We start from the raw sequence: 12,207 nt of genomic DNA on the forward strand, positions 1-12,207 counted from the left end.
GGGTCCCGGCGCGGGCTCCGCGGTCACAACCAGCCGCGCGACAGTGCCGTCCTGGCCGCGTCCGTACGGTTGCGCGCGCCCAGCTTGGCCATCGCGGTGGACAGGTAGTTGCGCACGGTGCCCTCGGCCAGGCACAGCCGCGCCGCGATCTCCGCATTGCCCGCCCCCTCCGCGACCGCACGCAGCAGCTCGCGCTCCCGGTCGGTCAGCGGATCGGCCGCGTCCCACGCGGCGACCGCGAGCTCCGGCGCGACCACCCGCTCGCCCGCGTGCACCCGGCGCAGGGCCGCGGCGAGTTCACCGATCGGCGCGTCCTTGAGTACGTAGCCGGCCACCCCCGCGTCGACCGCCCGGCGCAGGTAGCCGCTGCGGGCGAAGGTGGTGACGATCAGCACCCGGACGGGGTCGGCCGTCCGGTTCAGCTCCGCGGCCAGGTCGAGGCCGGTGCGGCCGGGCATCTCGATGTCGGTCACCAGCACGTCGGGGCCGTGTTCGCGGACGGCGGTCAGCGCATCGTCGCCGTTGGTCGCCGTCGCCACCACCGTGATGTCGGGCTGCAGGTCCAGCAGGGCGGCGAAGGCGCCCAGCACCATCCCCTGGTCCTCGGCCAGCACCACCCGGATCACCGGGCCGCCGCCTTCAGTGGAACGGTGATGGTCAGCGTCGTGCCGGCCGTGCCGCTGCGCTGCACCGCACCGCCGACCTTCGCGATCCGCTCCCGCAGCCCGGTCAGCCCGGTGCCCTCCGGGGCCGAGCCCCCGATCCCGTCGTCCGCGATCACCAGCCGCACTCTCCCCTCGTCCGCGTCCAGTCCGATCCGGCAGCGGGTGGCCCGCGCGTGCCGGGCAACGTTGGTCACCGCCTCGCGCAGCGCCAGCCCCAGCTCGTGCTCGACCTCCGCGACCAGCAGCAGCCCGTCGTCGCAGTCGACGCCGAGGCTCACCCCCGTCCCGGCCAACGCCCGCCGCGCCGACTCCAGTTCGCTGCGGACGGTGGTCCGGCGCCAGCCGGTGACGGTGCTGCGCACCGCGGCCAGCGCCTCGCGGGCATTGCGTTCGATCTCCTCGGCCTCGGCGCGCGCCCGGTCGGGGTCGACGGGCACCAGTTCCTTGGTCAGCTGGGCGCGCATCACCACGGCGGTCAGCGAGTGCCCGAGCAGGTCGTGGAGGTCGCGGGCGATCCGCTCGCGCTCGGCGAGCGTCGCCAGCAGCTCGACCTGGGAGGTGCGCAGCCGCTCGTTCTCCCACTCCTGGAACCGGTCGCGCTGGCGCAGTTCGAGCAGGCCGACGACCCAGATCAGTACGGACGCCGACAGGAACCCCCACAGCCGGTAGGGCATCGGCACCCTCGACACCGCGGCGGCGGCACTGTTCAGGACGGTCAGCGCCGCGAACCACGGGCGCGCCTCCCGCCAGGACAGGGTGTCGCCCGCGACGGCCGCCGCGTAGACGAACAGCACGCTCGCGTTGGTGTTGAACGGGGTCGCCAGCGCGCCGATCGCGGCCATCGGCACGACCGCCGTCCAGACGTGCCGCGCGGCCGGCCCGCGCAGCAGCTTCACCGCGTACAGCCCGGCCGTGGCCGCGCACACCGCGATCGCCAGCGGCCACTCCCACCGGGCCGGGGTGGGCGAGAAGTACGGCTGCGCGGGGACGAACAGCAGATAGCCGAGGTGGACCCACTCCCACGTCCGCAGGCCTGCAGTGCGCGAGCCGGCGGCGGCCGCCCTCGGGGCGGTCACGTCCGGGCGTGGCGATGGGCCAGCACCGCCAGTCCGAGCGCCGCCGCCGTCGTCACCAGCAGGGCCAGGACGTGGATCAGCACCCCTCCCCCGGACAGTTGGGCGAGCCCGAGTCGGGCGAGGTGGTACGTCGGCAGGAACCTGGCGATCTGACGCACCGTCTGCGGCAGGAACTGGAGCGGGATCCACAGCCCCGACAGTACCGCCAGCGGGAAGAGCAGCGCATTGAGCAGCGCGATCGTCGCACTGGTGCGGAACCGCAGGCCGACCGCCACGCTCACCAGCGTGAACGGCACCGTGCCCAGCAGCAGGACCACCGCCACCCGCACGAGCTGCCCGGCCGAGGCGTGCAGGGTGCCGAAGGCCGCGGCGGCCGCCCCCATCAGCACCAGCACCCCCACCGCGTACAGCAGTGCGGCCGCGGCCTTCGCGGCGAGGCTGATCACGACCGGCACGGCGGAGACCCGCTTCGTCCGCAGCCACCCGAGGTCGCGGTCCTGCGCGACCCCGATGCCCGGCTGCAGCGCGGCCACCGTGATCACACCGTAGGTGCCGAAGGTGGCCACCATCGCGGTGCCGGCCGTGACGCCCTGGGTGACCTCGTGGCCGTAGAGCAGGTCGAACAGCACGAAGAACCCGACGGGCATGAGGATGCTGAAGAACAGCGAGGTGGGCTCGCGGACGATCGCCCGCAGTTCGTCCCGCAGCTCGACCCCGAAGATCCGTACCGCCGTCGCGCTCACCGTGCCGCCTCCGCCGTGTCCGTCAGCGCGAGCACGGCTTCCTCCAGGCCCGCGTCCTGCACCCGCAACTCCGACAGCTGCTCGTCGCGGTCCAGCAGCACCCGCAACAGGTCCTCGGGCGAGCGCGTCCGGATCCGGATCAGCTCCTGCTCCGCGGTGACCGAGAGCGCACCCGGCAGCCGCTCGACCTCCCGCGGGTCGAGGCGGGTCCGGACGGTCACGGTGCGGTCCGGCAGCCGGGCCACCAGCTCCTCCGGGGGCGCGTCGGCCAGGATCCGGCCCCGGTCGAGCACCACCACGCGGTCCGCGACCGCGGCCGACTCCTCGATCAGGTGCGTGGTCACCAGCACCGCGGTGCCCTGCGCCCGGCGGCGTGCCAGGATCTCCCAGAAGTGCCGCCTGGCCGCGGTGTCCAGGCCCACGGTCGGTTCGTCGAGCACCAGCAGGGCCGGATCGGTGACCAGGGCCATCGCCAGCTGGACCCGCTGCTTCTGGCCGCCCGACAGCTTCGGCACGCGCCGGCGCCGCAGCTCGGCCAGTCCGAGCTCCGCCAGCACCGGGCCGGCGGCCGAGGCCCGCAGTCCGCCGCGGACGGCGGCGCCGGTCACCAGCTCGCCGACGGTCAGCGTGTTCGGAAGGCCGAGCGTCTGCTGCGCCACGCCGAGCCGCCGCCGGGTCGCCGCACGACGCGGATCACCGTCGAGCACCTGCACCGAGCCCTGCTGCGGGGCGAGCAGCCCGACGGTGAGCGACACCAGCGTCGACTTCCCGGCACCGTTCGGGCCGAGCAGCGCCACGCACTCCCCCGGGTCGACCCGCAGGTCCACCCCGTCCAGCGCGAGGCGCTCGCCGTACCGGTACCGCAGCCCCTCGGCGGTCATCACCGCCCGTGTCGTCCCCATGGCCGTCAGCCTCGCGCGGGCCGCCCGCCACCGGTAGTGACGCCGCGTCACCGACGGTGAATGACAATTGTCAACGGACGGGCGGAGCACCCGGCGCGACGTGTCAAGGGTCGGCTCTGCCGTCCGTCGCAACCGGGCGAACGCCGTGTCGCCCGAGCGGGTGACCACGACGCCGGACGCCGAGGTTCGATCGTCCGGAGGGTTGAGGGCTCGCAGAGAATCAGCATGCTGATTTGATCTCGGGGTTGGCTTCCGGTGCGAGGAAGGCCATCACGTCTGCCGGGGTGCGGAACCGTGCGGTGGATGGTGGAACGGTGTGGCCGTGCTCGGCCAGGGTGGCGCGGTGGCGCCGTGGCGCCGTGGCCCCGTGGAGGAGGAGGCCGCCGAGTGGCCGCGGCGGGTTCTCGGCCCGGCAGCCGCTGCCGATCGGTTCTGATGCCTGCACGGCCGACATCGGCGGCCGTCCGGCGCGCCTCACCAGGGCAACGGCCTGCCGTCCCGGAAGAAGCCTCCGGTGGGGCCGGTGTCCGGCAGCGTCGCGGCCCAGACCAGGTGGGCGGCGCCCGCTTCGACCGGGCCGCCGCCCGGGCCGCCCATGTCCGTGGCGACCCAGCCGGGGCAGACGGCGTTGACCAGGATCCGCTCCGCGCGCAGTTCGTCGGCGAGCTTGCGGGTGAGCGCGTTCAGTGCCGCCTTGGAGATCCCGTACGCCGGCTCCCCACCGGTCATCTCCGCCAGTGAACCCGACTCGCTGGACACGTTGACCACCCGCGGACGGGCGGAACGGCCGAGCAGCGGGCGGAATGCCTGCACCATCTTCCAGGCGCCGAAGAGGTTGGTCTCCAAGGTGCGGCGGACCTCGTCGAGATCGACGTCGACGGCCCGTTCGGCGGGGTCGTAGTTGATGGCGGCGTTGTTGACCAGCACATCGAGTCGGCCGAACTCCGCCTCCACGGAACGGGCCAGCGCGTCCACGCCGTCCGCGTCGGTGATGTCCAGCCGCCGCGGGAGTACGGCACCGGGCAGCTCGGCGAGTTCCGCGGCGGCACGCTCGGCGTCCGCTGCCCGCCGGGCGCACAGCAGGACGGTGTGGCCGAGTTCGGCGAGCCGGCGAGCCGTCTCGTGGCCGATCCCCCGGTTCGCGCCCGTGACCAGCGCGACCGGCGCAGTGGCATCCATCGTCTCCCCCGTCGTTCCGGATCGGTCGGTCCCGAGGCGGCCCGGCACCGGCCGGACTCTTCCGTGCCCCACTCTGCACGCTAATCGATCGGCGCAGCTGCGGGCTGTACGCAGGGGAGCTCGGAAGTGCAGCGCGCCGATGTCGCGGACGGTCCGGGCGAGGGCCCGGATGAGCTCGTTCTCGGCGTCGCGGCGCCACACCAGGGCGTACGGATCGTCCCCGTCTCGGGGAGGGGGACGAACTGCACGTGGGAGGCGGCAACGTGCTGTGGGACTGCGTGCCCTACGGAGCGCCCCGAGGCCGTGCGCGCCGCCGCCGACCTGCTCGCCGGCTACCGCTTCGAGCGGCTCCACGGGGCGTGGTGGGACCGCGTCGTCACCGGCGACGGCAACGAGGTCCCGGCCCGGTCGGTCGCCCGGTACCTGCGCTTCGGACGAGGGACTGCCGCCGGAGTCCCGCCCGTGACGCCGGCGGAACACGTCCGTCCGGGAAACTGCAGAAACGACCCGACCAGCACCGTTGCACTCACCGTGGCAGAGATCCGACGGCTCCTGGACGCTCTCCTGCCCCGCCCCCGGCCCGACCGCGACCACCGCCAACACGCCCTGAACTGGTCCTACTCGCGCCGGCACCACCAAGCCATCGCCCGCCACTGCCACTACCGAAGAAGAACCAGCTCAGAGCACGATTTCTCACTGGAGTACTAGCTGACCGCCGCTCGCGAGTGACGGCCTGCCAGGAGGCGCGCTGCGGCGGCCAGGGCCGACGCGCTCGCGGCCGCCCATGGCAGCAGGCCGAGGACTCCGCCGGCCTGCTGCCAGAGGCTGAACAGGCTGAAGGCGGCGGTCAGCGGCAGCAGGGCGAGCCCGGCGGCTGCGGCGTCGAGCCGGCCGCGGGCCGCGCACAGGACGGCCGGCAGCAGGGGCGCGAGCAGCAGGAGGAGCGGCCGCCACCCGTCCATCAGGTGCCGGGTGTCGTAGCCCCCCTGCACCTGCGTCGCGGCGAAGCCGGCGGCCGCGCCGGCGAGCACCAAGAGCGGCCGGGCGTGGCGTCGCGGTTCGTCGAGCAGGGCGGGCGGGGCGGCGAGCAGCAAGGCGCCGCCGGCGAGGTACGGCATCAGGGCGGTCGCCGTGTAGAGCACCCACCAACCGGTCGGGGCGTCCTGCGCCGCGAGGGCGATCCGCAGGGCGCCGAGCAGGGCGACGGCGACGGCCAGGACGCGGGCGGCGCGCCAGGCTCCGAGGGCGGCCGCGGCGGCGAGCAGGGCGGGGACGACGGTCAGGCCGAGGACGGCGAGTTGGTCGGGCAGGTCGGCCCAGGGCGGGGCCAGGCCGGACCTGGCGGCGACGCGGATCTCGTGGGTTCGGGGGTCGGCGAGTCCGGGGACGGGGCCGGCACCGAGCAGGGCGCCGGCGAGGAGGGGCGCGGCAGTCGCGAGGAGTCGGCCGCCGAGGGTGGTGGCGGTCAGGCGGGTGCGCAGCCGCAGGCCGTAGGCGGCGAGGTCGAGTGCTTCGCGGGCGGTCGCGAGCCGGCCGGCGTCGGCGGTGGTGTCGGCGAAGACCTCGGCGAGTTCGACTCCGCGGTCGCGGCGGTAGTGCGCCGGGTAGGCGGCGAGGGCGGTGCGCAGGGCCACCGTGCGGGCGGTCACGCGAGGGCCCGGCGGGTGTGGACCGCGGGGCCGCCGAGGCGGCGCTGGGCCTCGGCGGCGACGGCGCGCAGCCGTTCGGCCTCGGTGGCCAGGACGTCGCGTCCGGCGCCGGTGAGGGCATAGCTGCGTCGGGCCCGGCCGTCGACGACCTCCTCGGCGGCGACCTCGATCAGGCCCTGCTGGAGCAGCCGGTCGAGCGCCCCGTAGAGGGTGCCGGTGCGCATCGTCACCCGCCCGCCGGAGATCGCGTCGATCTCCTTGATCAGCGCGTATCCGTGCCGGGGGGCGTCGGCGAGGGCGGTGAGCAGCAGCAGGGTGGATTCCTGCATCGCGCGTTCTGTCATACGACTACATATACCGCCGAGCTGCGTATCGGTGCCAGCGCGCGACTGCCCGGGCGGCCGGTCGGCCACCCGGGCAGCGGGCCGGTCGGGTTGCCGGCTATCCGCGCCAGGGGCCGGTGTGGTCCCGGCGGGCGGCTCCGAGCAGGGCGGCCAGCAGCGGCAGCACCACGGCGAGCAGGGCGATGGTCGGCCAGGGCGCGTCGGCGAGGTGGACCGCGGGTGCGCCCGGCTGTCCGGCGGCGCGCGAGCGCAGCAGGGCGAAGGCCGGGACGGCACCGGCGGCGGTGCCGAGCAGGGCGCCGAGCAGGGCGATCAGGCCGGCCTGGAGTCCGGCCAGGGTGCGCCGGGTGCGCGGTCGGGCGCCGATCGCGGTGAGCACGGCCCGGTCGCGGCGGGCGTCGGCCGCGGCGAGCGCGGTGGCGACCACGGCCGCACCGAGGACCACGACGGCGGCGAAAGAGCTCAGTGCCACTCCGATCAGGCTGTTGGTCGGCCGGTAGCCGCGTTCCACCTCGAGGGTGGCATGCGGGGCGAGCCGGGCGACGGTGGCGGCGGCCCGTCGTTCGGCCTTCTCGGGGGTGGGGGCGGCGGGCAGCCAGATTGATCCGGTGGGCTCCACCGACAGGCCGCCCAACCGCTGGACGGTCTGCGCGCCGACGACCAGCGGCGCGTAGCGCCGGTCGGCGGGCCGTTCGACGAGGACGCCGTCCACACTCTCCTGCCGTACCGCGCCGCCGGCGCCCTGCATCTGCAGCAGCACCCGACCGTCGTGCAGGTAGGCGGGGTCGGTGACGACGGCCTTGCCGGCGGCGAGCGCGGCCTCGGCGGCCGGGTCGTGCAGGGCGAACAGGTTGTGCAGGACCGCGGCGTCGCCGACCAGCAACGGGGTGGTGACGGTCCGTCCGTAGCGTTGGCCGCCCTCGGCGTGGACGGTGGCCCGGCAGCCCTGGCAGAAGACGTACTCGGCCTGGTAGAGGTCGGCGCGTTCGCCGAGGTCCGGCAGGTCCTGGGCGAGCGCGGTGCGAAGCTGCGGCAGCGCGGCCGCGTCGCCGTACGTCTCCAGTTGGACGGAGTCGACCGGTCGCCGGAGCTGGTAGGCCGCCCGGTCCTGGGCCTCGGACCCGGTGGTGTACACGCCGACGGCGACCGCACCGGCGACGGCGGCGAGGACCGCGGCGACGGCGGGCGCGGTGCGGGAGCGGTGCCGGGCGGTGTCGCGCAGGGCTAGTCGGGCGCCGAGCGGTAGCCGGCCGGCGAGCCGGCCGCACAGGGCCAGCAGCAGTGGGGTGAGCAGCAGCAGCCCGAGTTCGGCGGTGACCGCGCCGCCCAGCACCGACAGGGTGCGGACGGACAGTCCGGCGACCACGGGCGGTCCGCCGACCTGTCCGGCGACGGCCCCGTGCAGGGCGAGTCCGGCGCCCGCGGCCACGGTGGCCGCTCCGAGCAGCGGCACCCACCGCCCCGCCGGGCGGACGGTGTCGCGGCCGGTCAGGGCGGCGAGCACGTCGCGGCGGCCGGCCTGGACGGCGGGCAGCAGGGCCGCCAGCAGGGCGGTGGCGATGCCGGTGGCGGCGATCAGCAGCAGGTCTGTCGGGCGCAGGGCCAGGTGCCCGAAGCGGCTGCCGCCGGCCTGCTCGATCCAGGGGCGCAACAGCGCGACGGCCGCGCAGCCGAGGGCGGTGCCGAGCGCGGCCCCGGCCGCACCGAGGACGAGGCCGCCGGCCAGCACCACCGCGCGGACGTGCTCGGGCCGTCCGCCCGCCGCACCGAGCAGGGCGAGTTGGCGCCTGGCCTGCCGGGCGCCGATCGCGAACGCGGGTCCGGCCAGCAGCGCGACCTCCAGCAGTGCCAGGGCGGCCGTGGTGGCCGCGGCCATCACGGTGCGCTCGCGCTGGTCGGCGGCGCCGAACGCCTCCTCGCGCTCCATCGCCGCGGCGGGCGGGTGCAGGGCCACCTGCCGGGCGGCCACCGTGTAGCCGTGGCGGTTGAACTCCCGTACCCGGTCCCAGTCGAGGGTGGCTCCGGCGGGCAGCTCGACCAGCCAGGCGGCCTTGCGGGCGGCGGCCTCCTGCGCCCCGTTGCCCAGCGGTGCGAGCCCGGCGGCGGCCTGGGCGGCGTCCAGCGCCCCGTACAGCGTGTCCGGCCGGGCGACGAGTTCGACCTTCCGCAGGTCACCGGGGTCCTCCACGGTGCCGGTCAGGGTGAGCGGCGCAGACTCGAGACCCTGGAGGGTGACCGGGTCGCCGAGGTGCAGTCCGCTCTCGGCAAGGAACTCCCGGGTCGCGGCGGCCTCCTGCGGGGCGGCGGGCGCGCGGCCCGCCACCAGGTTCAGCCGGCCCTGCCAGAGCGGGCCGGTCAGGTCGGCCTCGAAGGTTCCGGTCGGCACCAGGCCCTCCGGGGTGTGCACCCCGGTCACCGGTCCGGTACGGGCCGGCACCAGGGTGCTGCCGGGCGGCAGCAACGTGGCCAGCAGCGCGGCGGGTTCGCCGTCCGGCGTGGGCACCTGCCCGGCGCCGGCCGGTTGCGGCAGGGTGCGGACCCCGTCGTCGGGGAAGACTGCCTGCTCGACGGCCCGGCCGGGCGCGTACGCCCCGATCAGGGCGTCCGCCCGGCCCATCAGCCGGTCGGAGCGTTCGGCGGCGGTCAACTGCCCGCTGCGGTGGACCACGTCGGCGCCGGCGACACCGAGCACCGGCAGCGCCACCATGGCCAGTACCAGGGCGCTGCGGCCCTTGGCCCGCCACGCGTCCCGGCGGGCGATCCGCAGCGCGGCCCGCCACGATCCGGCGCTCATCGGACGGCCTCGATCCGCGGCTGCACCGATTCGTCGGTGATCTGGCCGTCGCGCAGGAAGACCACCCGGTCCGCCCAGGCGGCGTGTGCCGGGTCGTGGGTGACCATCACCGCCGCCGCCCCGGCGTCGCAGCGTCCGCGCAGGACCTCCAGGACGGCGTCTCCGGTCGCGGAGTCCAGCGCGCCGGTCGGCTCGTCCGCCAGGACCAGTCGGCGTTCGCCGATCAGGGCGCGGGCGATCGCCACCCGCTGCTGCTGGCCGCCCGACATGGCGTCGGGGAAGCGGTCCGCCAGGTCGGCGATGCCGAGTTCGGTCAGCGCCGCCAGCGCCTCCCGCCGGGCGGTGCGGGCCGAGGCTCCGTCCAGCTCTCTTGGCAGTGCGGTGTTCTCGGCGGCGGTCAGGGCCGGGACGAGGTTGTAGTCCTGGAACACGTAGCCCACCGAGCGGCGCCGCACGTCGGCGAGCCGGCGCCGGCTCAGCCCGTCCAGGGGCACCCCCTCGACCAGCACCCGCCCGGTGGTGGGCCGGTCCAGCCCGCCGGCCAGCGCCAGCAGCGTCGACTTCCCCGAGCCGGACGGCCCCATCACCGCGACGAACTCGCCCGCACGCACGGCGAGATCCACCTCGCGCAACGCGGACACCTCCCCCGCGCCGCCGCCGTGCACCCGGCCGACCCTCTCCAGGCGCAGGACGACCTGCGCATCCGATCCAGACACGGCTCCCCCTCGAAACAGTGGAACATTTTGCATACCGAGTATGTATAGCCGGTCGTCGATGGATACTCAAGCGAGCGAGATAAGCAGTCTAGCGACCTATAGAGCCTAGTACTGCAACGGTGCTTGCCGTGACGGTTGTCGTGTTCGCTCGTTGGGCCGTTCACGGGTGGGGACATATCCGAGGTCGATGCTCGTCGCTGGTCGGACGGGCCGGCCGGGCTGCACGAGCGGTTTGCGCACCGGTTCGCGCGGAGCGAGTCGCGGGAGTCGGCGCTGGCCTGCATGCGTGGCCTGCCGGCCCCGTTGGAGCGCAAGAACGGCTGGACGGTGGCCGAGGAGGCCGGCCATGGCGGACCGGACCGGATCCAGCGGCTGCTGAACCGGATCGACTGGGACGCCGACGGGGTGCTCGGCGACGTGCGCGAGTACGTCGCCGAGCACCTGGCCGATCCGGGCGGCGTGCCGATCGTGGACGACACCGGCTTCCCGAAGAAGGGCGTGCGGTCGGCCGGCGTCCAGCGGCAGTACTCCGGCACCGCCGGGCTTGTATCTCAATTAATGCTTGTCCAGCATGAGTTGGTGGGAGGGTGGACCATGACAGTGCGTCCGCCCGTCATCGCGTTACGGGCCAAGTTCGACCGGATCCTGCCGCATCTCGATGAGCGGCGCCGTCGGCTCCACCTGGCCAGCGAGGCCGTGGCGATCGGCCACGGCGGGATCGCCCTGGTGGCTGCAGCCTCCGGGACCAGTGCTTCCACCGTCTCGCGCGGCGTCACCGAGCCGGCCGGGAACCCGATGCCGACGCGGAGGGTCCGGGCTGCGGGAGCCGGCCGCAAGCCGTTGACAGTCACCGACCCCGGCCTGCCGGCGGCGCTCGAGGCGCTGATCGAGCCGCACACTCAAGGTGATCCCGTCTCGCCGCTGCGATGGACCACCTTGTCGCTGCGGACCCCGGCCTCGACCCTCACGCCACAGGGCCACCCGATCAGTGCCGCAACCGTCGGGCGCCTGCTGTACGGCCTGGGCTACAGCCTCCAGGGCACCGTCAAGTGAGCTGCCCCGACTTTCGTAGAGTCCGCGATCGTGTGATCAAGCGGCCTGCGGGACTTGCTCCGGTCTCGCCCAGTACGCCTGTTCGTACTCGTCTGGTGGCAGGTGGCCGAGGGCGGAGTGGAGTCGTTCACCGTTGTACCACGCGACCCACTGGAGGACGGCCCGCTCGACCTCGTCGAAGTCCCGCCATGGCCCCTGATGTTCGATCAGTTCGGCTTTGAACGTGCCGTTCAGGGCCTCGGCCATCGCATTGTCGTACGAATCGGCGACGGAACCCACGGACGCCGGGGCGCCGGCCTCGGCCAGTCGCTCTGTGTAGCGAATGGATACGTATTGCGACCCGCGGTCGCTGTGATGAATGAGGTCGGCGCCCTTCTTGATCCTCTGCCGCCACAGCGCCATCTCCAGCGCGTCCAGCGGCAGGTCGGTGCGCATGTGGGTGGCGGCCCGCCGGCCCACGATCCGACGCGAGTACGCGTCCAGGACGAACGCCACGTGGACCCACCCGGACCAGGCCCGCACGTAGGTCAGGTCGGCCGGCCACAGCTGGTTCGGGCGCTCGGCGGTGAACCGGCGGTTGACCAGGTCCGGCGGGCGCGGCGCGGTGAGCTCCGGGACGGTGGTGCGGCGGCGCTGCCCGCGGATGACGCCCTCGATGCCGAGCTCGCGCATCAGCCGCTCGACCGTGCAGCGGGCCACCCGGTGGCCGGCGCGGACCAGCGCGCGGTGATGCGCCGGGCGCCGCAGGTGCGGCCGGAGTCCTCCCGCGCGGCTGTGACCAGCGGAATCAGCTCCTCGTCGCGCAGGCGGCGGGCGGACTTCGGGCGTGTCTTGCGCGCGAAGTACGTCGAGGGAGACAGCTCCAGCACCCGGCACACTGGGGGTACCCCCTCTGGGGGAGATCGACACCGAAGCCGTCTCACAGGTGGTCGATCACCTGCTCGGCCTCGTCCGGGGACGGTCGATCTCCCGGGCAAAAAACACGCCGGTGCACTCAACCCGTCAGCGCAACAGGGGCTCCAGCCTATCGGCCGGCGTGTCGAAGTCGAGGGTCTTCCGGGGCCGCGTGTTCAACTTCACGGCGAT

12 protein-coding genes and 2 pseudogenes are annotated in these 12,207 nt (G+C 74.5%); 3 read left to right on the top strand and 11 right to left on the bottom strand.

The window, feature by feature from the left end:
* Nucleotides 1-23 precede the first annotated feature (23 nt).
* The 5 genes from IE98_RS0104390 to IE98_RS0104410 form a co-directional block, all read right to left on the bottom strand.
* The gene (locus tag IE98_RS0104390; RefSeq protein ID WP_030264372.1) at nucleotides 24-626 is read right to left on the bottom strand and encodes a response regulator transcription factor; all 603 of its coding nucleotides are present in this window, start codon (nucleotides 624-626) and stop codon (nucleotides 24-26) included.
* Nucleotides 623-1,741, bottom strand: a complete 1,119-nt coding sequence (locus IE98_RS0104395) for a sensor histidine kinase (protein WP_030264373.1) — start codon at nucleotides 1,739-1,741, stop codon at nucleotides 623-625. The genes IE98_RS0104390 and IE98_RS0104395 overlap by 4 nt, the downstream gene beginning before the upstream one ends.
* Entirely contained in the window at nucleotides 1,738-2,484 is a 747-nt protein-coding gene (locus IE98_RS0104400; RefSeq protein ID WP_030264374.1) for an ABC transporter permease, read from the bottom strand. The genes IE98_RS0104395 and IE98_RS0104400 overlap by 4 nt, the downstream gene beginning before the upstream one ends.
* The gene (locus IE98_RS0104405; RefSeq protein ID WP_043173381.1) at nucleotides 2,481-3,386 is read right to left on the bottom strand and encodes an ABC transporter ATP-binding protein; all 906 of its coding nucleotides are present in this window, start codon (nucleotides 3,384-3,386) and stop codon (nucleotides 2,481-2,483) included. The genes IE98_RS0104400 and IE98_RS0104405 overlap by 4 nt, the downstream gene beginning before the upstream one ends.
* 474 nt (nucleotides 3,387-3,860) lie before the next feature.
* Complete coding sequence (locus IE98_RS0104410; RefSeq protein WP_030264376.1) at nucleotides 3,861-4,565, bottom strand: SDR family NAD(P)-dependent oxidoreductase; 705 nt, start codon at nucleotides 4,563-4,565, stop codon at nucleotides 3,861-3,863.
* A 303-nt stretch (nucleotides 4,566-4,868) separates the two neighbouring features.
* Here IE98_RS0104410 and IE98_RS44245 point away from each other — a divergent pair, with 303 nt between their 5' ends.
* Nucleotides 4,869-5,273 (top strand): hypothetical protein, encoded by a 405-nt coding sequence (locus IE98_RS44245; RefSeq protein WP_030264378.1) that lies wholly within the window; start codon nucleotides 4,869-4,871, stop codon nucleotides 5,271-5,273.
* Here IE98_RS44245 and IE98_RS0104420 read toward each other — a convergent pair.
* From IE98_RS0104420 to IE98_RS0104435, 4 genes are all read right to left on the bottom strand, one after another.
* Complete coding sequence (locus IE98_RS0104420; protein ID WP_030264380.1) at nucleotides 5,270-6,214, bottom strand: hypothetical protein; 945 nt, start codon at nucleotides 6,212-6,214, stop codon at nucleotides 5,270-5,272. The genes IE98_RS44245 and IE98_RS0104420 overlap by 4 nt on opposite strands.
* Nucleotides 6,211-6,558 carry a PadR family transcriptional regulator gene (locus IE98_RS0104425; protein ID WP_030264383.1) on the bottom strand — a complete coding sequence of 116 codons (348 nt, stop codon included), beginning with the start codon at nucleotides 6,556-6,558 and terminating at the stop codon, nucleotides 6,211-6,213. The genes IE98_RS0104420 and IE98_RS0104425 overlap by 4 nt, the downstream gene beginning before the upstream one ends.
* A 97-nt stretch (nucleotides 6,559-6,655) precedes the next feature.
* Nucleotides 6,656-9,352 (bottom strand): FtsX-like permease family protein, encoded by a 2,697-nt coding sequence (locus IE98_RS0104430; protein ID WP_030264385.1) that lies wholly within the window; start codon nucleotides 9,350-9,352, stop codon nucleotides 6,656-6,658.
* Nucleotides 9,349-10,068 carry an ABC transporter ATP-binding protein gene (locus IE98_RS0104435; RefSeq protein WP_030264388.1) on the bottom strand — a complete coding sequence of 240 codons (720 nt, stop codon included), beginning with the start codon at nucleotides 10,066-10,068 and terminating at the stop codon, nucleotides 9,349-9,351. The genes IE98_RS0104430 and IE98_RS0104435 overlap by 4 nt, the downstream gene beginning before the upstream one ends.
* A 174-nt stretch (nucleotides 10,069-10,242) precedes the next feature.
* Here IE98_RS0104435 and IE98_RS42005 point away from each other — a divergent pair.
* Nucleotides 10,243-10,632: pseudogene (locus IE98_RS42005) on the top strand (transposase); the annotation flags it as partial.
* A gap of 30 nt (nucleotides 10,633-10,662) precedes the next feature.
* Nucleotides 10,663-11,118: pseudogene (locus tag IE98_RS45950) on the top strand (ISAzo13-like element transposase-related protein); the annotation flags it as partial.
* 39 nt (nucleotides 11,119-11,157) lie between these two features.
* Here IE98_RS45950 and IE98_RS42010 read toward each other — a convergent pair.
* Together IE98_RS42010 and IE98_RS48890 are read right to left on the bottom strand one after the other, a co-directional pair.
* Nucleotides 11,158-11,820 (bottom strand): IS3 family transposase, encoded by a 663-nt coding sequence (locus tag IE98_RS42010; RefSeq protein ID WP_078660765.1) that lies wholly within the window; start codon nucleotides 11,818-11,820, stop codon nucleotides 11,158-11,160.
* The gene (locus IE98_RS48890; RefSeq protein WP_159400827.1) at nucleotides 11,793-11,990 is read right to left on the bottom strand and encodes a hypothetical protein; all 198 of its coding nucleotides are present in this window, start codon (nucleotides 11,988-11,990) and stop codon (nucleotides 11,793-11,795) included. Before IE98_RS48890 ends, IE98_RS42010 begins: the two co-directional genes overlap by 28 nt.
* Nucleotides 11,991-12,207: the final 217 nt, after the last annotated feature.

This window comes from Streptomyces sp. NRRL B-24484 (assembly GCF_000717715.1).
Lineage (GTDB): Bacteria > Actinomycetota > Actinomycetes > Streptomycetales > Streptomycetaceae > Kitasatospora.

Coding starts and splice junctions, on each gene's coding strand:
- IE98_RS0104405 (WP_043173381.1), bottom strand. CDS start 3,386: ATGGGGACGACACGGGCGGTGATGACCGCCGAGGGGCTGCGGTACCGG.
- IE98_RS0104410 (WP_030264376.1), bottom strand. CDS start 4,565: ATGGATGCCACTGCGCCGGTCGCGCTGGTCACGGGCGCGAACCGGGGG.
- IE98_RS0104425 (WP_030264383.1), bottom strand. CDS start 6,558: ATGACAGAACGCGCGATGCAGGAATCCACCCTGCTGCTGCTCACCGCC.
- IE98_RS0104430 (WP_030264385.1), bottom strand. CDS start 9,352: ATGAGCGCCGGATCGTGGCGGGCCGCGCTGCGGATCGCCCGCCGGGAC.